The 23,015-nt window shown below is 74.5% G+C and carries 20 protein-coding genes; 8 read left to right on the forward strand and 12 right to left on the reverse strand.

All coding sequences use genetic code 11. The features are described 5' to 3' along the window. The first annotated feature begins 130 nt into the window (after positions 1-130). The 3 genes from FB457_RS27350 to FB457_RS27360 all read left to right on the forward strand — a co-directional run bounded on the left by FB457_RS27350 (position 131) and on the right by FB457_RS27360 (position 1,295). Complete coding sequence (locus FB457_RS27350; RefSeq protein WP_145783602.1) at positions 131-460, forward strand: DUF6479 family protein; 330 nt, start codon at positions 131-133, stop codon at positions 458-460. Positions 461-615: 155 nt separating this feature from the next. Continuing rightward, the gene (locus FB457_RS27355; RefSeq protein ID WP_145783604.1) at positions 616-876 is read left to right on the forward strand and encodes a hypothetical protein; all 261 of its coding nucleotides are present in this window, start codon (positions 616-618) and stop codon (positions 874-876) included. Between the two features lie 41 nt (positions 877-917). After that, complete coding sequence (locus FB457_RS27360) at positions 918-1,295, forward strand: four-helix bundle copper-binding protein (RefSeq protein WP_347613074.1); 378 nt, start codon at positions 918-920, stop codon at positions 1,293-1,295. Between the two features lie 20 nt (positions 1,296-1,315). On the opposite strand, the gene FB457_RS27365 is transcribed toward FB457_RS27360, so the two are convergent. Then, positions 1,316-2,020 (reverse strand): LmeA family phospholipid-binding protein, encoded by a 705-nt coding sequence (locus tag FB457_RS27365; RefSeq protein ID WP_047019518.1) that lies wholly within the window; start codon positions 2,018-2,020, stop codon positions 1,316-1,318. 192 nt (positions 2,021-2,212) lie between these two features. On the opposite strand from FB457_RS27365, the gene FB457_RS27370 reads away from it, so the two are divergent. Further along, positions 2,213-4,438 carry an NADP-dependent isocitrate dehydrogenase gene (locus FB457_RS27370; protein ID WP_047019517.1) on the forward strand — a complete coding sequence of 742 codons (2,226 nt, stop codon included), beginning with the start codon at positions 2,213-2,215 and terminating at the stop codon, positions 4,436-4,438. Between the two features lie 86 nt (positions 4,439-4,524). Here the strand turns inward: FB457_RS27370 and FB457_RS27375 are convergent, their stop codons facing one another. The 11 genes from FB457_RS27375 to FB457_RS27425 all read right to left on the reverse strand — a co-directional run bounded on the left by FB457_RS27375 (position 4,525) and on the right by FB457_RS27425 (position 17,340). Continuing rightward, positions 4,525-5,598, reverse strand: a complete 1,074-nt coding sequence (locus FB457_RS27375) for an HpcH/HpaI aldolase/citrate lyase family protein (protein WP_047019516.1) — start codon at positions 5,596-5,598, stop codon at positions 4,525-4,527. After that, positions 5,595-6,839: a CaiB/BaiF CoA transferase family protein gene (locus tag FB457_RS27380; protein WP_047019515.1), complete on the reverse strand. Its 1,245-nt coding sequence runs from the start codon at positions 6,837-6,839 to the stop codon at positions 5,595-5,597. Before FB457_RS27380 ends, FB457_RS27375 begins: the two co-directional genes overlap by 4 nt. Positions 6,840-6,927: 88 nt before the next feature. Beyond that, complete coding sequence (locus FB457_RS27385) at positions 6,928-7,842, reverse strand: ribokinase (RefSeq protein WP_047019514.1); 915 nt, start codon at positions 7,840-7,842, stop codon at positions 6,928-6,930. Next, positions 7,839-9,344, reverse strand: a complete 1,506-nt coding sequence (locus FB457_RS27390) for an ADP-ribosylglycohydrolase family protein (RefSeq protein WP_107086181.1) — start codon at positions 9,342-9,344, stop codon at positions 7,839-7,841. The genes FB457_RS27385 and FB457_RS27390 overlap by 4 nt, the downstream gene beginning before the upstream one ends. Then, positions 9,341-10,546 carry an ADP-ribosylglycohydrolase family protein gene (locus FB457_RS27395; RefSeq protein WP_145783608.1) on the reverse strand — a complete coding sequence of 402 codons (1,206 nt, stop codon included), beginning with the start codon at positions 10,544-10,546 and terminating at the stop codon, positions 9,341-9,343. Before FB457_RS27395 ends, FB457_RS27390 begins: the two co-directional genes overlap by 4 nt. Further along, positions 10,543-11,943: an ADP-ribosylglycohydrolase family protein gene (locus tag FB457_RS27400; RefSeq protein WP_047019512.1), complete on the reverse strand. Its 1,401-nt coding sequence runs from the start codon at positions 11,941-11,943 to the stop codon at positions 10,543-10,545. The genes FB457_RS27395 and FB457_RS27400 overlap by 4 nt, the downstream gene beginning before the upstream one ends. After that, the gene (locus FB457_RS27405) at positions 11,940-13,034 is read right to left on the reverse strand and encodes an ADP-ribosylglycohydrolase family protein (RefSeq protein WP_145783610.1); all 1,095 of its coding nucleotides are present in this window, start codon (positions 13,032-13,034) and stop codon (positions 11,940-11,942) included. The genes FB457_RS27400 and FB457_RS27405 overlap by 4 nt, the downstream gene beginning before the upstream one ends. Positions 13,035-13,128: 94 nt before the next feature. Then, positions 13,129-14,472 carry an ABC transporter substrate-binding protein gene (locus FB457_RS27410; protein WP_047019510.1) on the reverse strand — a complete coding sequence of 448 codons (1,344 nt, stop codon included), beginning with the start codon at positions 14,470-14,472 and terminating at the stop codon, positions 13,129-13,131. Continuing rightward, positions 14,469-15,323 (reverse strand): carbohydrate ABC transporter permease, encoded by an 855-nt coding sequence (locus FB457_RS27415; RefSeq protein ID WP_047019509.1) that lies wholly within the window; start codon positions 15,321-15,323, stop codon positions 14,469-14,471. Before FB457_RS27415 ends, FB457_RS27410 begins: the two co-directional genes overlap by 4 nt. Continuing rightward, positions 15,323-16,279 (reverse strand): carbohydrate ABC transporter permease, encoded by a 957-nt coding sequence (locus tag FB457_RS27420; RefSeq protein WP_047019508.1) that lies wholly within the window; start codon positions 16,277-16,279, stop codon positions 15,323-15,325. The genes FB457_RS27415 and FB457_RS27420 overlap by 1 nt, the downstream gene beginning before the upstream one ends. After that, complete coding sequence (locus tag FB457_RS27425; RefSeq protein ID WP_047019507.1) at positions 16,276-17,340, reverse strand: LacI family DNA-binding transcriptional regulator; 1,065 nt, start codon at positions 17,338-17,340, stop codon at positions 16,276-16,278. The genes FB457_RS27420 and FB457_RS27425 overlap by 4 nt, the downstream gene beginning before the upstream one ends. Positions 17,341-17,700: 360 nt before the next feature. Between FB457_RS27425 and FB457_RS27430 the strand changes: the two genes are divergently transcribed. The 4 genes from FB457_RS27430 to FB457_RS27445 all read left to right on the forward strand — a co-directional run bounded on the left by FB457_RS27430 (position 17,701) and on the right by FB457_RS27445 (position 23,013). Continuing rightward, positions 17,701-19,266, forward strand: a complete 1,566-nt coding sequence (locus tag FB457_RS27430; protein WP_145783612.1) for an aminotransferase class V-fold PLP-dependent enzyme — start codon at positions 17,701-17,703, stop codon at positions 19,264-19,266. 90 nt (positions 19,267-19,356) lie between these two features. Continuing rightward, entirely contained in the window at positions 19,357-19,857 is a 501-nt protein-coding gene (locus FB457_RS27435; protein WP_047019505.1) for a RidA family protein, read from the forward strand. A 57-nt stretch (positions 19,858-19,914) separates the two neighbouring features. Beyond that, positions 19,915-21,252 carry an amidohydrolase/deacetylase family metallohydrolase gene (locus tag FB457_RS27440; RefSeq protein ID WP_047019504.1) on the forward strand — a complete coding sequence of 446 codons (1,338 nt, stop codon included), beginning with the start codon at positions 19,915-19,917 and terminating at the stop codon, positions 21,250-21,252. A 237-nt stretch (positions 21,253-21,489) separates the two neighbouring features. Beyond that, entirely contained in the window at positions 21,490-23,013 is a 1,524-nt protein-coding gene (locus tag FB457_RS27445; RefSeq protein WP_052770579.1) for an alkaline phosphatase D family protein, read from the forward strand. Positions 23,014-23,015 lie beyond the last annotated feature (2 nt).

The following is a 23,015-nucleotide window of genomic DNA, read 5'->3' on the forward strand; positions in this document are numbered from 1 at the left end:
CCACGTGGCGGCGGTATCGCCCCCGGACGGACCGCCCGGGCCGGCGGCGGGGGCCGGTGCGCTCACACGAACGTGGCGGTGCGGCCCGAAGCCGCAGGTGCGGAAGTGCGGTCCGCGGGTACCCGGACCCATGCGTACCGACCCGCACACACGCGCTTCCGGCACCACCGCCGACACCGCGCTCGCCGCCGGCCTGCTCCCCTTCCTCCTCGGCCTCGTCGTGGTCGCCGTGCTGATCGGCGCGGTGTGGCTCGGCATCCGGATACGGTCCGGTGAAGCCGCCCCGCCGCGGCCCGAGGAGCAGCCGCGGCCGCCGGCGTCCGGCCCGGTCGGCCGGGTCACGGAGGAGCGCGAACCCGCGGAGCTGCCCCGGGACGGACGCCGGCTGACCGCGCACCGGCTCCGGGGCCACGGCAACACCGGCACCCGGCCCGCCGGGCACCGGCGGCACCGCCGCTGAGGCCGGGGCACTCCGCCCGCCGGCACCGCGCCCGGTCCCGGACGACGGCAATCGGGCGGATCTTCCCGCGCCGGGGCGTGAAGCGGGGCGCGGCGGGGCACCCGCCCCCTTGACCGCTACGGACACACGAGCACACCCCGTCACGGGAGGACGACATGTCGACGCAGCCGACCCGGGTGCCGGCAGCGACCACCGGGACCCGCCGGACCCCGGCGGCGGACCGGGAGCCCGACCCCGTACCGCCGCCGATGCCGCCGCCGACGCCCCCCGCACCGCCCGGCCCCGGCCCGGATCCGCGCCCCGGGCCGGGGCCGGGTCCCGGGCCGCAGCCGCCGCCCGAGCCGGACCCGATCCCCCGGCCGCCCGGTCCCGACCCGGTGCCGGAGCCGGATCCGCAGCCGGGCCCCGTGGGCTGAGAGCAGAGGGGCGGCAGGTCACGGTGAAGGAGGCGATCCAGGTGGCCGTTTCGGCCGACGAGCTCGATCGTGAAGCCCTCGTCCGCTACATCGAGGACGGCTTCGTCTGTGCGCAGGCGTGCGCGGAGTGCGCGACGGCGTGCCTGCAGCCCGCCGGCGCGGCAGAGCCGGGCACGGTGCAGCGGCTGGACCTGCGGTGCGCGGACGTGTGCGAGCAGACCGCCCGGATACTCTCGCAGCACGGCCGGCACGATGCCCCTGGGCTGCGGGCCCAGGTCGAGCTGTGCGCAGCGACGTGCGCGGCGTGTGCCGAGGACTACGAGCGGCTGGCCGCGGAGGCGCCGGGGGCGGCCGAGCGGGCGGCGGCGTGCCGCCGCTGCGAACAGGCGTGCCACGACTTCCTGGTGAACCTCGCCTGAGCTCCGGGCGGCGCCCGCGGTCAGCCCGCGACCCGGATCCCCTCGCCCTTCACGTCGACCACGATGCCGTCGCCGGTCGCGGTGACCATGTCGAGCCGCACGCCGTCCGGCAGCCCGCCGACCCGCCGGTCGAGGTCCACGGCACCGCGGATCGCGTCCTCGGCACCCGGCGCGCCGGAGGCCGGGACCTCGACCGCCTCCAGCCGGATGGTGTCACCGCCCTCGGTGGTGACGGTGGAGAGCACCTCGGCCGGCTCCGGCGCGTTCAGCGCCTCCGCGCTCGCGGTGACCTTCACCTTGCCCTCGCCGCCGTAGGCGAAGCTGACGCCCTTCTGCCCGGCCACGACCGACAGCGCCTCGTACGCGATGACGGCGGAGCCCTCGGCGGTCTCCGCGGTCGCGCCGCCGTAGTCGCCGTCCAGCTCGACGCCGCTCAGGTCCACGCTGAACTCGGAGATCATCAGCCGTTCGCCGGTGCCGGCGGCGGCCGGGTCCGCGCGGATGCCGGTCATGGTGACGTCGACGTCGTCGAGGTGCTTGCCGTAGATCTGGGTGAGGAACGGGAAGCCGTTGATGGAGACGTCGGTGCTGCCCTCCAGGCCCTGCCTGGCCTGGATCTTCTCCGCGACCTTCCCTTCCGCGATGTAGACGGTCAGCCGGTCGGCGGCGACGAAGAGCACTCCCAGCACGAGACACACCACGAGCACGATTCGCAGTCCACGCATGAGACGGATCCCCCCGGGAGTGTCGGTTCCGGGAGCCTATCCGGTCGCCCGCAGGCGCCTTCCACGCCCCCGGCCTGGTGTGACGCATCTCCACCCGCCCCGCGGCGCAGGCCGCTGTCCGGTGCCCGGCACGCAGGGGATATCTTGACATCAAGCAATCCGGCAGAGCAGCGACGCGGACTGGAGCACCCGGTGACCGAATCAGCATCGACGATCATCTACACCCACACCGACGAGGCCCCGGCCCTGGCCACGTACTCGTTCCTGCCGGTGGTCCAGGCGTACGCCGCGACCGCCGGGGTCGAGGTGGAGACCCGCGACATCTCCCTGTCCGGGCGGATCCTCGCCCACTTCCCCGAGCGGCTGCCGGCCGAGCGGCAGGTGGCCGACGCGCTCGCCGAGCTGGGCGCGCTGGCGCAGACGCCGCAGGCGAACATCATCAAACTGCCGAACATCTCGGCGTCCATCCCGCAGCTCAAGGCCGCCATCGCCGAGCTGCGCGCGCACGGCTACGACCTGCCGGACTACCCGGACGAGCCCAAGACCGACGAGGAGCGCGACATCCGCGCCCGCTACGACAAGGTCAAGGGCAGCGCCGTCAACCCCGTGCTGCGCGAGGGCAACTCCGACCGCCGCGCCCCCGCCTCGGTGAAGAACTACGCCCGCAACCACCCGCACCGCATGGGCGCGTGGACCCCGGAGTCGAAGACGAACGTCGCGCACATGATCGCCGACGACTTCCGCTCCACCGAGAAGTCCGCGGTCGTCGAGCGCGACGGCAGCCTGCGCATCGAGCTGGCCCGCGCCGACGGCACCACCGAGGTGCTGCGCGAGGCGGTGCCGGTGCTCGCCGGCGAGGTGGTCGACGCCTCCGTGATGCACGTCGAGGCGCTGCGCGCGTTCCTCGGCGAGCAGGTCGCCCGCGCGAAGACCGACGACGTGCTGTTCTCGCTGCACCTGAAGGCCACGATGATGAAGGTCTCCGACCCGATCGTCTTCGGCCACGCGGTACGGGCCTTCTTCCCCCGGACGTTCGCCCGCTACGGCGCGACGCTGGCCGCCGCGGGCCTGACCCCGAACGACGGGCTCGGCGGCATCCTCGCCGGCCTCGACGCGCTGCCCGAAGGCGCCGAGATCAAGGCGTCGTTCGACGACGAGCTGGCCGACGGCCCGGCGCTGGCGATGGTCGACTCCGACCGGGGCATCACCAACCTGCACGTCCCCAGCGACGTCATCGTGGACGCCTCGATGCCCGCGATGATCCGCACCTCCGGCCACATGTGGGGCCCCGACGGCGCCGAGGCCGACACCCTCGCCGTCATCCCGGACAGCAGCTACGCGGGCATCTACCAGGTCGTCATCGACGACTGCCGCGCCCACGGCGCCTTCGACCCGTCGACGATGGGCTCGGTGCCCAACGTCGGCCTGATGGCGCAGAAGGCGGAGGAGTACGGCAGCCACGACAAGACCTTCGAGGCCGCCGCGCCCGGCACCGTACGCGTCGTGGACGCGGCCGGCGCCGTCCTGCTGGAGCAGCCGGTCGCCGAGGGCGACATCTTCCGCATGTGCCAGACCAAGGACGCGCCGATCCGCGACTGGGTGAAGCTCGCCGTCACCCGCGCGCGCGCCACCGGCGACCCGGCCGTCTTCTGGCTGGACGAGGACCGGGCGCACGACGCCCGGCTGATCGCCAAGGTGCGGGAGTACCTGCCGGAGCACGACACCGAGGGCCTGGACATCCGCATCCTCGCCCCGGCCGACGCGATGGCGCTGTCGCTGGAGCGGATCCGCCGCGGCGAGAACACCATCTCGGTCACCGGCAACGTGCTGCGCGACTACCTCACCGACCTCTTCCCCATCCTGGAGCTGGGCACCAGCGCCAAGATGCTCTCCGTCGTCCCGCTGATGAACGGCGGCGGCCTCTTCGAGACCGGCGCCGGCGGCTCGGCGCCCAAGCACGTCCAGCAGCTCGTCAAGGAGGACTACCTGCGCTGGGACAGCCTCGGCGAGTTCCTGGCGCTGGCCGTCTCCTTCGAGCACCTGGCGCAGACGACGGACAACGCCCGCGCCCAGGTCCTCGCCGACACCCTGGACCGGGCGACGGCGACGTTCCTCAACGAGAACAAGTCGCCCACCCGCCGCGTCGGCGGCATCGACAACCGCGGCAGCCACTTCTACCTGGCGCTGTACTGGGCGCAGGAGCTGGCGGGCCAGACCGCCGACGCGAAGCTCGCGGAGGCGTTCGCGCCGCTGGCGGCGACGCTGGCGGAGCGGGAGGAGAAGATCGTCGAGGAGCTGCTGGCGGTGCAGGGCAAGCCGGCCGACATCGGCGGCTACTACCAGCCGGACCCGGAGAAGGCCGCGGCGGTCATGCGCCCGTCGCGGACGTTCAACGAGGCGCTGTCGGCGCTGGGCTGAGCGCTCGCGCCCGCCTGCGCCCGGGGGCGCCGTGCCCGTACCGCCGCCACCGCCCCGGCCGGAACCCCGGCCGGGGCGGTGGCGTGTCAGGCGGGGCGGCGGCGGGCCAGCCGGAGGGTGCGGCGGGCCTCGGCGACCACGGCGGCGTCGACGAAGCGGCCGTCCGGCAGCGCGAGGGCGCCGGCGTCGGCGGCCGCGGCCGCGACGATCTCCTCGGCCCGTTCGACCTCCCGCGGGGCGGGCAGGAACGCGCGCTCGATCACGGGCAGTTGACGGGGGTGTATCGCCGTACGGCCCAGGAAGCCCAGGGCCCGTCCCGCGGCGCAAGAGCGGGCGAGTCCTTCGAGGTCGGCGACGTCCGGGTAGACCGACTGGGCCGGCGGGGCGAGCCCCGCGGCGCGGGCGGCGACGACGGCGCGGCTGCGCGGCCAGGCCAGCCCCGCGTCGTCGGCGACGCCCAGCTCCGCCCGCAGATCGGCCTCGCCGAGGGCGATGCCGCGCACGGCGGGGTGCGCGGCGGCGATCTCGTAGGCGCGCTCGATGCCGAGGGCGGATTCGAGGAGCGGGTAGAGGGGCGGGACGCCGCCGGTGGCGGGGTGGCCGAGGGGCGGCGCGGAAAGGCCGTCCGCCGCGTCGTGACCGTGCCGTGGGCCGGGCGCGGGGGCGGGATACGGGCCCGCACCGCCGGTTGCGTCGTCCGGCCCGGCGGCGGGTGTGCCGTCACCGGGCGCCGGTACGGGCGCGGGAGCGCCGGCCCGGGCCGCCAGTGCGGCCGTTGCCACGCGCAGGACCTCCTCCCGGCCGCGGGTCTTCGGCAGCCGGAGTCCGCCCAGACCCGGGAGCGGGGCCAGCGTGCGCAGTTCGACGTCCGCCAGCGGGCCGGTCAGCGCGTTGACGCGGACGTGCACCGGCACCGGCCCCGGGCGCGGTTCGCCCAGCAGCTCCGCGGTGGCCGCCAGCGCGTACGCCTTGCGCTCGGGCGCCACCGCGTCCTCCAGGTCGACCAGCACCACGTCCGCCCCGCTGCGCAGCGCCTTGGCCACCACCGCGGGCCGGTCCCCCGGCACGTACAGCCAGGTGAGATACGTGTCCCCGGCGTCCCCCGGCCCGCCGGCGCCCGCCGGATCCGCCGCGACCGCGGACGGGCGCGGCGCGCTCACACCGCCCCCTCGTCGCGCAGCCCGGCTATCTCCGCGCCGGTCAGCCCCAGACCGGCCAGCACGGCGTCGGTGTCCGCGCCGTGCGGCCGGCCGGCCCAGCGGATCGCGCCCGGGGTCTCGGAGAGCCGGAAGAGCACGTTCTGCATCTTCACCGTGCCCAGTTCCTCGTCCTCGACCTCGGTGATCGAACCCAGCGCCCGGTACTGCTCGTCGGCCATCACGTCGCGTATGTCGTACACGGGCGCCACCGCCGCCTGCGCCTTCTCGAAGGCGGCGACGACCGTCGCCGCGTCGTGCCGCGCGATCCACCCGCCGACCGCCTCGTCCAGTTCCCCGGCGTGCGCCGCCCGCCCCGCCCCGGTGCCGAACCACGGCTCGTCGATCAGCTCGGGCCGCCCGACGAGCCGCATCACCCGCTCCGCGATCGACTGCGCGGAGGTGGAGACGGCGAGCCAGCGGCCGTCGGCGGTGCGGTAGGTGTTGCGCGGCGCGTTGTTGGTGGAACGGTTGCCGGTACGCGGCTGGACGTAGCCGAGCTGGTCGTACCAGAGGGGCTGCGGGCCGAGCACCGTCAGCATCGGCTCGATGATGGCCATGTCGACCACCTGCCCGCGCCCGGTGCGCTCCCGCCCGGCGAGCGCGGTCATCACGGCGTACGCGGTGGAGAGCGCGGCGACGGAGTCCGCGAGGCCGAACGGCGGCAGCGTCGGCGGCCCGTCCGGCTCGCCGGTGACCGCGGCGAATCCGCTCATCGCCTCGGCGAGGGTGCCGAACCCGGGGCGGCGGGCGTACGGGCCGAACTGGCCGAAGCCGGTGACCCGGGCGAGCACCAGCCGGGGGTTGGCCGCCGACAGCTCCGCCCAGCCGAGGCCCCACTTCTCCAGCGTGCCGGGGCGGAAGTTCTCGACGATCACGTCGGATCCGGCGGCCAGCCGCAGCAGCACGTCGCGTCCGCCGGGTGTGGACAGGTCGAGGGTGAGGTTCTTCTTGTTGCGGCCGAGCAGCTTCCACCACAGGCCGACGCCGTCCTTGGCGGGGCCGTGGCCGCGGGAGGGGTCGGGTCTGGCGGGGTGCTCGACCTTGACGACCTCGGCGCCGAAGTCGCCCAGCATGGTCGCGGCCAGCGGCCCGGCGAAGAGCGTCGCGAGGTCCAGGACGCGCAGCCCCGCGAGCGGGGCCTGCGGCGCCGGGGCGTCGGTGGCGGCGGCGTCGGAAGCGGCGGAGGCGGGTGTGTCGGTCATGGTGTCGCGCCTTCCTCGGTGATGCGTTGCGGTGCCGTGCGCGGGCCGTACGCCCCTGGCCCCGCGGGGTGGTGCGGCGGTACGCGGGTCACGGGCCCTCGGCCGCCAGCCGGTCGATCTCCGCGCGCTCCGGCATGGACGACGAAGCGCCCGGCCGCTGGACGGCGAGCGCGGCGGCGGCCGCCGCCCACGCCAGCGCCGCCGGCATCGGCCGGCCCTCGGCGTACGCCACGCACAGCGCGCCGACGAAGGTGTCGCCCGCGGCCGTGGTGTCGACGGCCCGGACCGCGAGCGCCGGCACCACGACGGGCTCCCGACCGCGCGCCGCGTACAGGCTGCCCGCACCGCCGAGGGTGACGACGACCTCCGGCACCTGCTCCAGCAGCGCCGCGGCGGCCCGGTGCGGGTCGGATCTGCCGGTGAGCGCGGCGGCCTCGTGCTCGTTGGGGACGAGCAGGTCGGTGGCGGCGAGCAGCCGGCCGGGCAGCGGCCGGGCGGGCGCGGGGGTGAGCACGGTGCGGACGCCGTGCCCGCGGGCCGCCTCGGCGGCGGCCACGACGCCGTCCACCGGCAGTTCCAGCTGGAGCAGGAGCGTGCCGGCGGCGGCGATGCGCTCGTCGTCGCCGGAGGCGAGTCCGGTCACGGTGCCGTTGGCCCCGGGGACGACGACGATGGAGTTGCCGCCGTCGTCGTCGACGACGATATGCGCGGTGCCGCTGGCGCCCGGGGCGGTGCGCAGCCCCGCGGTGTCCACGCCCGCGCCGTCGAGGGCGGCGCGCAGTTCGCCGCCGAAGGCGTCGGCGCCGACCGCCCCGATCATCGTCACCGCCCCGCCCGCGCGGGCGGCGGCGACGGCCTGGTTGGCGCCCTTGCCGCCGGGCACGGTGCGGAACTCCCGTCCGGAGACGGTCTCGCCGCGCAGCGGGGCGGTGGCGGCGTAGGCCACGAGGTCCATGTTGACGCTGCCGAAGACGGCGAGCGTCGCTGGGTTGGTGGTCGTCATGGTGAGGGCCTCCGGGGTTCGTGCGGTGGTACGGGCCCGGTGCCGGCGGCCGCGGCGGCGTCGTCCGGAGCGGGTGGGGGGAGGGCGTGGGCGGCGGTGCGGGCGGCGAGTTCGTCGAAGCCGATGCCGTCCATGCCGCCGACGGTGGTCGCCAGCCGGTTGCGCAGCGGCGCCGTCCACCGCTCCGGCAGCGCCGCCGGCGAACCGGCGAGCAGCCCGGCGACGGACCCGGCGGTGGCGCCGTTGGAGTCGGTGTCCCAGCCGCCGGAGACGACGCGGCAGACGGCGCCGGTGAAGTCGCCGCCGGAGTGGGTGAGCGCGGCGGCGAGCAGCGCGGCGTTGGGGACGACGTGCACCCAGTGCCGTCCCTCGTGCGCGGCGTGCAGGTCGTCGACGACGGCCTCGAAGCCCTCCGGGGTGCCGGTGGGCTCGCTGCGGGCCAGCTCGATGCCGTGCCGTACGGCGCGGGCCAGCCGGGAGCGCGGCGGCACGACGGCGAGGCCGGTGCGCAGCACCTCGTCCACGTCGGTGCCGCCGCCCGCCGCGGCGGCGAGGGCGGCGGCGGCGAACATGGCGCCGTAGACGCCGTTCGCGGTGTGGGTGAGCACGGCGTCGCGGTGCGCGGCGGCGGCGGCGCCCGCCGGGTCGCCGGGGTGGGTCCAGCCGTGCACGTCGGCGCGGATCTGGGCGCCGATCCACTCCCGGAACGGGTTGCGGTACGCGCCGGTGTGCGGGGGCTCCACCCCGTCGAGCAGGTTGCGGTACGCGACCCGCTCGGCGGTGAACGTACGGCCCGCGGGCAGTTCGTCGAGCCAGAGCTGCCCGACGTCCGCGGTGGTGAAGGCGTGGCCGTGGCGGTCGAGGAGGAGCAGGGCGAGCAGCGGGTAGTTGAGGTCGTCGTCCTCGGGTGCGCCGTCGAGGGTCTCGGCCAGGGAGGTCGCGGCGCTGCGGCGGTTCCAGGGGTGCGCCGCCGCGACGGCGGGGTCGAGCCCTTCGGCCGTGAACCAGGTGTGCACCGGCCAGTTGCCGGTGGAGCGGGCGATGGCCCGGATGCCCTCCAGGGTCACCTTCTCCACGGGCTTGCCCAGGACGCACCCGGCGGCGCGGCCGAGCCACGCGGCGTGCAGCCGGGTGCACAGCCGGTCCCCGTACGCGCCGTCCGTGTCCGGCCCGGGCGCGGGTACGCGCGCGGGCCAGCGCGGACAGGCGGCCCTGATCTCGTCCAGGTCGGTCGGCTCGACCGCCGCCAGCGGTGTCTCCAGCGCGGCCAGTTCGTCCAGCAGCTCCAGCGCGAGGGCCCGCAGCCGCGGCTTCGGCGGGCCCGGCGAGGCGCCCGCGCGCGCCGGCGCCTGGTGGCCGCCGGCGCCGAGCCAGCGGCGGAGCAGCGGCCCGGCGGCGCGGCCGTCCTCGGCCGCCTGCCGCAGCTCGTGGCCGACGAGGTCTTCCGGCTGCACCCAGGTCAGCCGGAGCGGCGCCCCGTGCACGTCCGCCGGGGCCGTCACGACGCCTCCGCCAGCGCGCCGAACACGGCCTCGTGGGCGCGGCGGCGCGCCACGTCCCGTACGAACACCTCGCGGGCGACCTCCGTGAGCGTGGCGGCGGGGGCGAGCAGATCCAGCCGGCTGGCGCGCGCGACCTCCTCCGCCCACTCCCCCGGCACCGCCGCGGCGCCGCCGAGCGCACCGGCGATGGCGCCGCCCATGGTGGCGATCGAGTCGCAGTCGCGGCCGTAGTTGACGGCGCCGAGGACCGTGTGCCGGTAGTCGCCGCGGCCCACGAGCAGCATGCCCAGCGCCACCGGCAGCTCCTCTATCGCGTGCAGCCGCGAGGGCCGCCGGGCGCCGAGCGAGGGGTTGCGGTACTCGGGGCCGACGGTGTCGTACGGCTCGACCGCCGCGCGGAGCGGCGCCAGCGCCTCTTCGACGTCCGTGCGGCCGGCGGCCGCTTCGCAGACCGCCTCGATGGCGGCGCGGGTGCCGTCCTTGGCCAGCGCGAGCGCCGCCTCGACCACGGACTCGGGCGTGGCGCCCGGCGCGAAGGCCGCCGCGACGCAGGCGGCGAAGACCCCGGCGGCCTCCCGCCCGTACGACGACTGGTGCGCGCCGGCGACGTCCAGCGCCTCGGCGTAGGCCGCCGCGGGGTTGCCGGCGTTGACGGCACCGACGGGCGCCATGTACATCGCGGCACCGCAGTTGACGATGTTGCCGACGCCCGCCTCGCGCGGGTCGACGTGGCCGTAGTGCAGCCGTGCGACGATCCACTTCTCGGCGAGGAAGATCCGCTGCAGTGGCAGCGCCTCGGCCTCCAGCTCGGGGATCCAGCGCGGCGTGCCCATGAGGTCGGGCACGAGGTGGTCGGCGACGGCGTAGGCGTCGAGGTGGTCGCGGACCTTGTCGTAGACCCGGATGAGGGCGTGGGTCATGAGGGTGTCGTCGGTGACGTGCCCGTCGCCCTTGTGGTACGGGGCGATGGGCCGGGCGGTGCGCCACGCGTCGCGGTGGAACGGCTCGACGATGCCGCGCACCCGGCCGCCGTAGCGCTCGGCGATGGCCTCGGGGGTCCAGCCCTCGACGGGCCCGCCGAGGGCGTCGCCGACGGCGGCGCCGACGAGGCAGCCCGCGGTGCGGTCGGCGAGGCCGGGGGCCGCGGTGGACGCGGTGGCTGCGGGGTCGCCGGGCGTGGCGGAAGCGGTCGTGGGGGTCATGAGGCGAGGGGTCCTTCCGCGGGAGTGCTGAACTGCTTGTCGGCCAGTTGCCGGGCGACGTCGACGAGGTCGGCGCCGGCGAGCTGGGGCAGGGCGCAGCCGGAGAGGATCCGGCAGGCGTCCCGCCAGGTGGTGGGGAGGCCGGCGGCGCCGCCGAGCGCCCCGGTGAGCGCGCCGGCCAGGGCCGGCGCGGAGTCGGCGACGCGCGAGAGGCACGCGGCGGCGGGGACGGCCTCGGAGATGGCGCCGGCCGCGGCGGTGGCGACGGCCAGCGCGACGGGCACGGTCTCGGCGGCGGCGATGCCGTAGCTGTAGACGTGGTCGACGATCTCGTGCTCCAGGACGGGCACGAGGGCGAAGGCGTTGCCGGGCAGCCCGGGGCGGGTGGCGACGGCGTTGCGGCCGAGTTGCACCGCGCGTTCGGCGTTGCGCAGGATCTCGGTGCCCTGCGGGAGCTGGGCGAGGGCGGCGTCCACGCAGGCGTCCACGGGCCGGCCGCCGAGCGCCGCGGCGATCGCGGCGGCGGTGGCGCGGGCACCGTGCACGCCGTCGCCGTCCTGGGTGTAGCGGGCGTCGAACTCGGCGAGGTCGGCGGCCCGTTCCGGGTCGCCGGGATGGACGGCGGCGAGCACGGCGGCCCGTACGCAGGCGGCGTCGTCGAAGTAGTGCGGGTTGTCGTGGCCGGTGGCGGGCGGGCGCAGGCCGGCGGCGAGGTTGCCGAGTCCGGCCCGTACGGAGATACGGGCGCGCAGCGGGATCTCCGCCGACTCGATCTCGTCCGCACGTTCGGCGGCGACCGCGACCTCGTCGGCCAGCGCGCTCCAGGCGAGGGTGAGCGCGGAGCGGACGCGCCGGTCCGGGGTGAGGTCGGTGTGCAGCCCGCTGCCGGCGGAGAGCACGGCGTACGCGGTGAACGCAGCCCACTCCGCGTCGTCCGACGGGCCCAGGCGCAGCGGCTCGGGCGGCTGGTTGAGCGCGATGGGCACCGGCAGGGTGGTCGTCGCGTTCTGCTCGGCGAAGGTGTCCAGCTCGCGGGTGAGCCGGCGGGTCCACTCGGGCATCCGGGCCGCGCGGTGCCGGCCGGCGGGCCAGCCCGCGGCGTCGCCGGCGGCGATGCCCAGCAGCAGCCCCTCCACGCGCCGCAGGTCGCCGCCCGCCTCGGCGAAGCCGGCGGCGACGGGGCGTCCCGCGGTGGGCGCGCCCGGTTCCGCGGCGGGCCGCTCCACGCGCCGTGCGGCGACGACGGGACGCTCCGCGTCCTCGGCGGGGCTCGCGGGTGCACCCGCGGCCGCGGCCGTACGCGCCGCGCCCTCGGCGGCGCCGTCCGGCGCGCCTGATGCGTCGCGCGCCGCCCCGGACTCCGGGGCGCGGCGGGACCCGGGCAGCGGTGCGCTCATGAGGCGACCTCCTCGTCTGCGGGGGCGAGCCGGTCCGCGATGTCGAGCACGTGGTGTCCTGCCATGGACGGCAGGCACGTGCCGCGTACCGGCTTGATGGCCGCGGCCCAGGCGCCGGGAATGGCGGACTCGCCGCGCAGCGCGCCCGCCAGCGCGCCGGCGACGGCGGCGGTGGTGTCGGCGTCGCGGCCCATGTTGACGGCGGTGAGGACGGAGCCGGCGAAGTCGCCGCGGGCGGCGGTGAAGGCGCCGAGCGCGAGTCCGACGGCCTCCGGCGCCAGATCCGACCAGGGGTAGCCGCCGATGACGACGGAGGAGCGGACGGCGCGTTCGACGCTCAGCGGCGTGGCGCCGGGGGCGTGGCGCGCGCGGCGGCCCGCGGAGACCGCGCGCTGGAGGGAGCGCGAGGTCCAGGAGTCCTCGGGGATGACGGAGAGGGCGGCCTGCACGACGACGTCCGGGGAGTCGCCGGCCATGGCGGCGGCCACCCCGGCGGCGACGGCCTGGCCGCCGTAGATGCCCTCGCCCTCGTGGCTGACGGTGCCGTCGATGGCGACGAGCCGCGCCGCCTCCGCCGGGCGGCCCGCGGCGAAGACGCCGAACGGCGCGGCGCGCATGGCGAGTCCGTCGCTCCAGGCGTGCCGGTGCTGCGCGGTGATCGGGGCGGCCAGCCCGCGGCGCAGGTTCTCCAGGGTGCCGCGCTCGCTGAACCCGGCGCCGCGGAAGGGGCCTTCGTCGAGGTCGGCGATGCGCTCGTGCCAGGCGGACTCCACGTGCGCGAGGCTGAGGCGCGCGCCGTGCTCGGCGAGGAGCAGCCCGGAGAAGATGGCGTACTCGGTGTCGTCCGTGCCCGCCGGGGCGGCGGCCACGAAGTCCTCGATGCGGCCCCAGCGCTCGCGGATCTGCGAGGGCTTCATGTTCTCGACGGGCGCACCGAGGGCGTCGCCCACCGCGAGGCCGAGCATGGCGCCGCGGGCCCGGTCGCGGGCGGTCGGGGCGGCCTGCCCGGCGCCGCGGGCGACGGGACGCAGGCGGACGGGAACGGAGGGCTCGGGCCGGACGGGCGGTTCGGGGCCGGCTGCTGCGCTCATCGTGCGGTGTTCATGGTGCTGTTCGTGCTCTTTCCTCGTGCGCCTGCTCGGGTGCTCCTGATGCCTGCTCGTACGTTCCGGCCGGCCGCCCTCGTCATCTCTGGTACCGGTCGAGGACCAGGTTGCCGTCCTCGACCAGCGACTCGCGCAGCTCGTCCAGGTCGGTGTCGCCGTTGAAGTACCGCTGGAAGGCCGGGGTGGCGATCTTGTCCGACCACTCGCGGTACCCGCGGACGCCGAGCACCGGGGCGGGCCGCAGCGAGCGGGCCACCTCCACGCCTGTACGCCACCCGTACTTCTCGGTGTTCAGGGCGGGATCCTTGAGCGCCTCGGCTCCGGTGGGCAGCATCCAGTCCCCGGCGGCCAGCTCCGCCATGTGCTCCGGCCGGGTCATGAAGGCGATGAAGTCGGCCGCCGCCTGCCGGTGGCCGCTGTCCTCGGCCACCGACAACGTCTGCGGGCTGACGCCCTGCGCGAGCCCGCCCGCGGGTCCGTCGCCCGCGGGCATCGGCAGCACCGACCACGCGAAGTCGTCGGGCGCCTGCTGGGTGACGAGCTGGCGGTACGAGAAGTTCAGCGGCACCATCGCGTACCGCCCGGCGAAGAAGCCGGGCAGGGTGTCGGAGCCGGACATGCCCAGGCTGCTGCGGGGGGCGGTGCGGTCCTCGTTCACCTGGCGGTCGATGGTCTCGGCGACGGCGGAGTCCTCGGGCCCGTAGGCGACGCGGTTCTTCGGGCCGTCGTCGGTCTGCTCCCGGGAGAACAGCCCGCCGCCGGTGGACAGGGAGAGGTTCACCGACTGGCTGACGGGTTCCTTCATGCCCCACGCGACGCCGTACTGATCGGTCTTGCCGTCGCCGTCGGTGTCGGCGGTCAGCTCCTCGGCGGCGTCCTCGAACTCCTGCCAGCTCCACGGGTCGGCCGCGGTCGGCACCCGCACTCCCGACTCCTCCAGCAGCGCGGTGTTGGCGAACATCATCCGCGGCTCCTGGAGGAAGGGGACGCCGTAGATGCCGCCGTTCATCGTGGTGGTCCGCCACGACTGCTCCGGGATGTCGGCGCGCACCGACGCGGGCAGCAGGTCGGTGAGGTCGGCGAGATAGCCGCCGTAGGCGAAGTCGGTGAGGTCGTCGGCGGCATTGTGGATGATGTCCGGCGCCTCGCCGCCCTCGAAGGAGGTCAGCAACTGGTCGTGCACGGTGTCCCAGATGCCCTGCACGTAGCGGACCTGAACATCGGGGTGCTCCTCGTTCCACTCCTCGACGAGCCGCTTGTTGGCCGCGACGGACTCCTCCTGCCAGGCGAGGCTGAGGTAGTCGAGGGTGACCGTGCCGTCGTCGGAGCCGCCGTCGCCGCTGCAGCCCGCGAGCAGCGCCAGGCTCAGGGCGGCGGCGCCGGCCGCGGTGGCGGCGTGCCGGATGCGCACGGCGGGCCTCATCCCTTCACCGCCCCGGCGAGCATCCCGCTGACCAGCCGGCGCTGGAGGAGCGCGAAGAAGAGCAGGCTGGGGATGGTGGCGAGGGTCGCGGCCGCGGCGAGCGGACCGAGGTCCACGACGCCCTCGGCCCCCAGGAACTGGGTGAGGATGACCGACATCGTCTGATTCTCCGGGGACTTGAGCAGCACGAGGGCGAAGAAGAACTCGTTCCATGCGGTGACGAAGGAGAACATCAGCGTCGCCACCAGGCCGGGGGTGAGCAGCGGGAGCACGACGCTGACGAGGGTGCGCAGCCGGCCCGCGCCGTCCACGGCGGCGGCCTCCTCCAGGGAGACGGGCACCGCCTTGACGTAGCCCTGGAGCATCCAGAGCGAGAAGGGCAGGTTCCACACGACGTAGACGAGGATCAGCCCCGGCAGCGAATCGATCATCCGCGCTTCCTTGAGGAGCATGAACAGCGGGATGATGATGAGCACGAACGGGAACATCTGGCTGACCAGGATCCAGCCGGTGGCGGCCGTGGTGACCTTCGAGCGGTGCCGGACCATCGCGTACGCGGCGGGCACCGCGAGGGCCACCGCGATGAGGGCGGCGCTGCCGGCGACGAGGAGGCTGTTGGCGGCGGACCGCAGCAGCGGCTGGGCGTCGAAGGCGGCGCGGAAGTTCTCCAGGGTGGGTTCCCGGGGGATCCAGGTGGGATCGATCTTCCCCAGCTCCTGCGGCGACTTGAAGGCCGTGGAGACGAGCCACACCAGCGGGAAGGCGAGGAAGACCAGGTAGGCCAGCAGGGCGAGGTACTGCCCGGCGCGGCCGGCGGCGCGCTTGGTGCGCAGACCCGTGAGGCTGCTCATCAGCTTGCCTCCTCCTTCAGTCGCTTGCGGAGGAACAGGGTGAGGAACACCGCGATGACCGCGATCATCGCCAGCCCCATCGCGGCGGCGTAGCCGTACTGGCCGTAGGCGAAGGCCTCTTCGTACGCGAAGAGCATCGGCAGCCGGGTCTCGCCGCCCGGCCCGCCCTGGGTGAGCACGAAGACCAGGCTGAAGGAGTTGAAGTTCCAGATGAAGTTGAGCGCGGTGATGGCGATGACCACCGGCTTGATCGCGGGCCAGGTGACCGCCGTGAAGCGGCGCCGGACACCGGCGCCGTCGAGGGCCGCGGCCTCCTTCAGCTCGTACGGGACGTTCTGCAGCCCGGCGAGGAGGACGACGGTGGTCTGCGGCATGCCGGCCCAGACGCCGACGGCGATGACGGCGGGCAGGGCCAGGGAGAGGCTGGTGAGCCAGTCGACGTTCTCGTCGATGAGGTGGAGCCGGCTCAGCGTCTCGTTGAGGATGCCGGCGTCCTGGTGGTAGACCAGCCGCCACATGATGCCGACGACGACCTCGGGCATCGCCCAGGGGACGAGCGCGAGGGTGCGGGCGAACCAGCGGAAGCGAAGGTTCTGGTTGAGCAGCAGGGCCAGGCCGAGGGCGAGCACGAGCTGCAGGGTGGTGACGCAGACCGCCCATATGAGCCCGATGCGGAACGAGTCCCAGAAGAGGGTGTCGTGCCGCAGGTCGGCGAGGTTGGTGAGGCCGATGAACTCGGTGGGCTCGGTGCGGCCGGCCTGCGCGTCGGTGAACGCGAGCGAGGCGCCGTAGAGGAGGGGGCCGACGCTCAGCACCAGGATGGGTAGGAGCGCGGGCAGCAGCAGGAACCAGGTGCCGCCGTCGAGGCCGAGGGCGGCCTTGCGGGCGCGTGGCGTGCGCGGTGGCGGGGTGCCGCGGCCCGCGGCCTTCGGTGGAGGTGGTGCGGCAACGCTCATGCGGACTTCGCGCCTTCCTGCTCGTCGGAGCCCGCGGGCGAGGCGCCCGGGGAGGTGGAGCCGCGCACGACGAGCCGCGGCGCGGCGGTCGTGCGGCGTGCGGGGACGGGCTCGCCGTCCTGCGGACCGAGCCGTTCGAGAAGCATCCGGGCGGCGCGCCGGCCGCGTTCGCCGGCACCGAGGTCGACGCTGGTCAGCGGCGGCCAGGCGGCGACGGCCAGCTCGCTGTCGTCCATGCCGGCGACGGCGGTGTCCTCGGGTATGCGCCGGCCGCGGGCGTGCAGCGCCCGCGCGGCGCCGATGGCGAGCTGGTCGTTGGCGCAGAACACGGCGTCCAGGCCGGGGCGGGCGTCGAGCAGCCGGGCGGTGGCACGGGCGCCGGCGCCGACGCCGAACTCGGTGGCGGCGACCAGGCCGGGGTCGTAGGGGATGCCGCAGGCGGCGAGCGCGGCGCGGTAGCCGCGGCCTCGGTTGCCGCCGGGGACGGTGTCGACGGGGCCGTTGACGAAGGCGATCCGGCGGCGGCCGGTCTCGACCAGGTGGCGTACGGCCAGTTCGGCGCCGGTGACGGAGTCGGCCTGGACGGCGTCGACGGGCACACCGTCGGGCAGCGAGCCGATGACGACGACGGGGCCGGGGGCGGCGGTCAGCGCCTCGACGTGCTCGGGGGTGATGCGGATGGGCACGAGGACGAGGCCGTCGCTGGTGCGGTCGGCGAGGCTGCGTACGACGCCCAGTTCCTCGGCGACGTCGGCGTCGGTGGAGTGCAGCAGCAGGCGGTAGCCGGCGGCCTTCGCGACGGCCTGGATCTCGCGGACCATGGCGACGTAGACGGGGTTGCCGATGTCCGGGACGGCGAAGGTCAACTGGCGGGTGTGGCCGTCCTTCAGGGAGCGGGCCACGGCGTTGGGCACGTAGCCCAGCTCGGCGGCGGCGCGGCGGACCCGGTCCTCGGTCTCCGGGCGGGCGCCCAGTCCGTTGAGGACGCGGGAGACGGAGGCGATGGACACCCCGGCGCGTTCGGCGATCGACACGATCGTGGGTGGCCCCCCCGAGGACATCGCACTCGCCCCTTCGCGTCGTATACGCGGCCGGCCTCAACCGGGCGCATCTGTAAAGGTTTACAGTCGCTGGAAACGTTTACGTATGTTGCTCTCGCGTAACCCGGCCGTCAATGGCCGGACACCTGTGATCTGCGTCTCGCCGGGCCGGACACGGCAGGCGGCGTGCGGTGCGCCCCGCGGGCGGTGGTGGCGGAGAAGCGCGAGCCGCGGGCTGACTGGGCAGGATCCGGGTTCCGAATAGCGGCATCGGAAAGAGGGCCTTAACGCCGCCTCACGATCTTTCTAACGTCTACGGCACCACAACTTACGAGGTGACAGGGGGCCGGAATGCCTGCTGAGGCACTTTCTCGTCGCACCATGCTCGGAAGAGGCGCGGCGGCCGGGGGAGCACTCGCGCTTGGTCCGCTGCTTGCGGGTGAGGCGTTCGCGGCCGCGTCCGGGGCGCCGTCCGCGGCGAACCCGGGCCAGGGCCGACCCAAGGACATCTACGGCCGCATCGGGGTCCGTCCGCTGATCAACGCGCGGGGAACGTACACCGCGCTCAGCGGCTCGCTGATGCTGCCCGAGGTGCGCGACGCGATCGATGCGGCGGCGCGGCAGTACGTACAGCTCGACGAGCTGGCCGACGCCGTCGGCCGCCGCCTCGGCGAGCTCACCAAGACGGAGTTCGGGCTGGTCAGCGCCGGCTGTTCGGCGGGACTCACGCACGCGGCGGCGGCGTGTACCGCCGGCGGCAACCCGGACCTGCACGTCAACATCCCGGACCTGACCGGGTTCCAGAAGACCGAGGCGATCATCCCGCGGCACTCGCGGAACGTGTACGAGGCCGCGATCAGCGCGGTGGGCCTCAAGGTCGTCCAGGTCGAGACGGAAGAGGAGCTGAAGGCCGCCATCGGCCCGCAGACCGCGCTGGTCTACATCATGGCCGGGCCGCGGGTGGACGACAGCGAGCTGGACACCGAGACGATCGCGTCGGTGACCAGGCCCGCCGGGGTCCCGCTGCTGGTCGACGCGGCCGCGGAGATCCTCACCATCCCCAACGTGCACATCGAGCGCGGCGCCGACCTCGTCGGCTACAGCGGCGGCAAGTGCATGCGGGGCCCGCAGTCGGCCGGTCTGATCCTGGGCCGCGAGGACCTCGTACGGGCCGCGTGGGTGCACAGCGCCCCGCACCACGGCTACGCGCGCGGCTTCAAGGTCGGCAAGGAAGAGGCCATGGGCATGCTCGCGGCCGTCGAGATGTGGGTCCAGCGCGACCACGACGCCGAGTACGCCGAGTGGACGAGCTGGCTCAAGCAGATCTCCCGCCGGGTGTCGTCGGAGAGCGGCGTGACCACCGAGATCACCCAGCCCGTGGGGCTGTCGAACCGGACGCCTTCGCTGCGCATCCTGTGGAGCGCCAAGCGCAAGGAGGTCACCGGCACCACCATCATGAACGCGATGTGGAACGGCGAGCCGCGCATCGCGCTCAACGCCGCGAGCGGTTCCGACCCGGACCAGACCGGCGTCTCCATCACCCCGTACATGATGGAGCCCCAGGACTGGCGGACCATCTCCGACGAACTCGTCCGGCTGCTCCGCGACCCGCCGCCCGCGCCGGAGTCGCCCAGGCCGCCGACCGTGGACGTGGCCGGCACCTGGTCCGTGGAGATCACGTACGCCGCGGGCACGTCGAGCGCGCACAAGCTCGAACTGACCCAGGACGGCGCGAAGGTCGGCGGCCGGCACGCCGGCGAGTTCGTCACCCGCCCGGCCTCCGGCAGCGTCAGCGCCGACAAGGTCACGGTGCGCAGCAACTACGGCGAGGAGCACGGCGACTCGCTGAGCTACACCTTCACCGGCACCGTCGCCGGCGACACGATCAGCGGCGAACTCGACATGGGCGAGTACCTGAAGGGCTCCTGGACCGCGACCCGGTCCTGACGGCCGGCGCGCGCCGGCCGGCCAGCCGCGGCCGGCGCGCCGCCCCGTACCCCGCTTGTCATGCACCGAACATTCACAAGGAGTAAACGCATGCCCTCCAACCGCAGGGACTTCATCCGCAAGGCGGCCCCGGTGGCCGCGGTGGCCGCCGTGCCGGTGGTCGCGGGCGGCCAGGCGATGGCCGACGACAAGGACCAGAGCAGCGGCAAGGGCCACGGCCGGCCGCCGCGCAAGGAGGTCCACTACCCCGGTGGCGGCGAGCCGCCGGAGAACCCGCTGTTCAGCCCGATCGTGACCTACGGCAACATGGTCTTCATCTCCGGTATCGGCGCGCACTTCGAGGGCGACATCCGCTCCCACACCGACCACGTGCTCAACGAGATCGAGCGCTACCTGGAGTCGGTCGGCTCCTCCATGGAGAAGGTCCTCAAGGTCAACGTCTACCTCAACACCCTGGACGACTACGCCGGGATGAACGAGGTCTTCCTCGGCCGCTGGGGCAAGGAGCCGGGCGTCCGCACCACCATCGCCGCCGCCGCGGGCATCCCCGGCGACTCCCTGGTCGAGATCGACTGCATCGCCGTCATCTGACGATCCGTAGCGCACGCGCCACCACCACCTGACAGAGAGATGGGGAATCGAGCCGGCATGCACGTGAGATCGCGAGTTTCCTGGACGGTACTTCCCGCGGCGCTCACCCTCGTACTGGGTGCCTCCACGGTCGGCGCCACGGCGCCCGCGGACGCCCAGGCCGAGGGGAACGACGACAAGGGCGCCGCGTACGACCTCGTCATCAGGCGGGGCCACGTCATCGACCCGAAGAACGACATCGACGGCGTGCGTGACGTCGCCGTCAAGGACGGCAAGATCGCCAAGGTGGCGCGGAGCATCGACGCCTCGGGCGCGGAGAAGACGGTCGACGCCCGCGGCAACTACGTCACCCCCGGCCTGATCGACATGCACGCGCACATGTTCCCGGGCCCGAAGCAGGACTACGCCAACGGCTGGAACGGCGTGGCTCCCGACGGCTTCACGCTCCGGGCCGGCGTCACCACGGCCGTGGACACCGGCTCGGCGGGCGCGAGCAACTTCGACCAGTTCAAGACGGAGGTCATCGACAAGTCGAAGACCCGGGTGCTGTCCTTCCTGAACATCGTGGGCAAGGGCATGGCGGGCCACCCGTACGAGCAGGACCTGGCGGACATGAAGCCCGGGCCCGCGGCCGAGGTGGCCAAGGCGAACCCGGAGACCATCGTCGGCATCAAGACGGCGCACTACAACGGCCCCGAGTGGGACCCGGTGGAGAACTCCGTCGCGGCGGGCGAGGAAGCCGGCGTCCCGGTCATGGTCGACTTCGGCGCGAACACGCCGGAGCGCCCGCTGTCGCAACTGCTCAACGAGAAGCTGCGGCCCGGCGACGTCTACTCGCACATGTTCTCCGGGCTCCGCGGCGAGCTGGGCAAGGACGGCAAGCTCAACCCGGCCATGCAGCAGGGCCGCGACCGCGGCGTCGTCTTCGAGGTCGGCCACGGCGGCGGCAGCTTCTCCTGGGACGTGGCGGTACCCGGGATGAAGGAGGGCTTCACGCCCGACGTCATCTCCACCGACCTGCACATCTCCAGCATGAACAGCGGCATGAAGGACATGTCCAACGTCATGTCGAAGTTCCTGACGCTCGGCATGCCGCTGGGGGACGTCGTCGAGGCGTCCACCTGGACCCCGGCCCAGACCATCCAGCGGCCCGACCTCGGCAACCTGTCGGTCGGGGCGCCCGCGGACATCGCGGTCTTCGCCCTGGAGAAGGGCACGTTCGGCTACGTCGACAGCTTCGGCTGGCGGATCGACGGCAAGGAGAAGCTGGTCGCCGAGACCACCTTCCGCGCCGGCCAGGCCGTCTGGGACCTCAACGGCAAGGCGGCGAACGAGTGGTACCCGGGGGCGAACCCCCCGAAGGCCAGCGCGGCCGAGGACCACGAACACCGGTAAGGAACCATCCCTCCCCGCCCCGGAGGGCGTCCCGGCCGGCCCGAGCCGGGACGCCCTCCGGGGCTCCGCGCTGCCGGGACGGCGGCCACCGCGGGTTCAACGCCCGTTCGCCGGGCGGGTCTTGACCTTGCTCCGGGGCGTGCCAACACTGCACGGATGTCTTCCACCTCTCCCCTGCACCCCCGTCACGGGCGCCCGGGCAGACCCGTGCGGCCCACCCGCCCCAGCAGACGCCAGGTGCTCCGGCTCACCGGCGCGCTCGCCGGGATGGCCGCGGCCGCCCAGTTCACCCCGGCGCCTGCCGCGGCCGCGCCCCGGTACCACGACAACCCCTTCACCCTCGGCGTCGCCTCCGGCGAACCGCTGCCGCACGGCGTCGTGCTGTGGACCCGGCTGGCGCCGGTGCCGCTGGCCGAGGACGGCCTCGGCGGGATGCCGCCGCAGGACGTGGCGGTGCGCTGGGAGGTCGCGGAGGACCCCGGGATGCGCCGGGTGGTACGCCGCGGTACGGCCGCCGCCAGGCGGGACTTCGCCCACTCCGTCCACGTCGAGGTGACGGGGCTGCGGCCCGGCCGCGAGTACTGGTACCGGTTCCGTACGGGCGGCGAGCTGAGCCCGGTGGGCCGGACGAAGACCGCGCCCGCGGCCGGCTCGCTCACCCCGATGACGCTGGCCCTCGCCACCTGCCAGAGCTGGTCGGACGGCTTCTACACCGCCTACCGCCACCTGGCCTCGCAGGACGTCGACCTGGTCGCGCACCTCGGCGACTACATCTACGAGTACCCGGTGGGCCGCACCAGCGGCCCCCGCGGTACCGACCTGTCCGCCGCGCACAACGCCGAGACCCTGACGCTCGACCAGTACCGGCTGCGGTACGCGCTCTACCGCACCGACCCCGACCTCCAGGCCGCGCACGCCGCCGCCCCGTGGATCGTCACCGTCGACGACCACGACGTGGAGGACAACTGGTCCGACGAGACGTCCTTCAGCGGCGCCTCCCCCGAGGATCTGCTCCGCCGCCGCGCCGCCGCCTTCCGCGCGTACTACGAGCACCTCCCGCTGCGCGCCTCCTCGCTGCCGCAGGGCCCGGACATGCGGCTGCACCGCACCCTCGACTACGGCGGGCTGGCCCGCTTCCACGTCCTGGACGCCCGGCAGTTCCGCGACCCCATCGACATCACCCGCCGCGACGACCCGGCCCGCTCCATGCTCGGCGCCGCGCAGGAGCGCTGGCTGCTCGACGGCCTCGCGGATTCCGGCGCCGTCTGGAACGTCCTCACCCAGCAGGTGCTGATGATGCAGCTCGACCGGCTCACCGACCCCGGGCTCCAGCAGCTCAACGGCGATGCCTGGGACGGCTATACCGCGACCCGCAACCGCCTCCTCGACGGCATCGCCGAGCGGCGCGTGGCCAACCCGGTCGTCCTCACCGGCGACATGCACGTCAACATGGCCGGCACCGTCAAGCGGGACTTCACCGACCCCTCCTCCCCCGCCGTGGCACCGGAGTTCGTCACCACCTCGATCACCTCCGGCGGGAACGGGGCCGACAGCGGCCCGCAGGCCGGGGAGTGGCTGGCGGCCAACCCGCACCTGTCCTTCTACAACGGCCAGCGCGGCTACGTCCGCTGCACCGTCTCCCCAGGCGAGTGGCGCGCCGACTACCTCGTGGTGGACAAGGTCTCCGTGCCGGACGGTGCGGTGAGCACCCGCCGTTCGTTCGTCGTGGAAGCCGGCCGGCCCGAGCTGCAGGAGGCGTGAGC

Source organism: Streptomyces sp. CNZ287 (assembly GCF_007827615.1).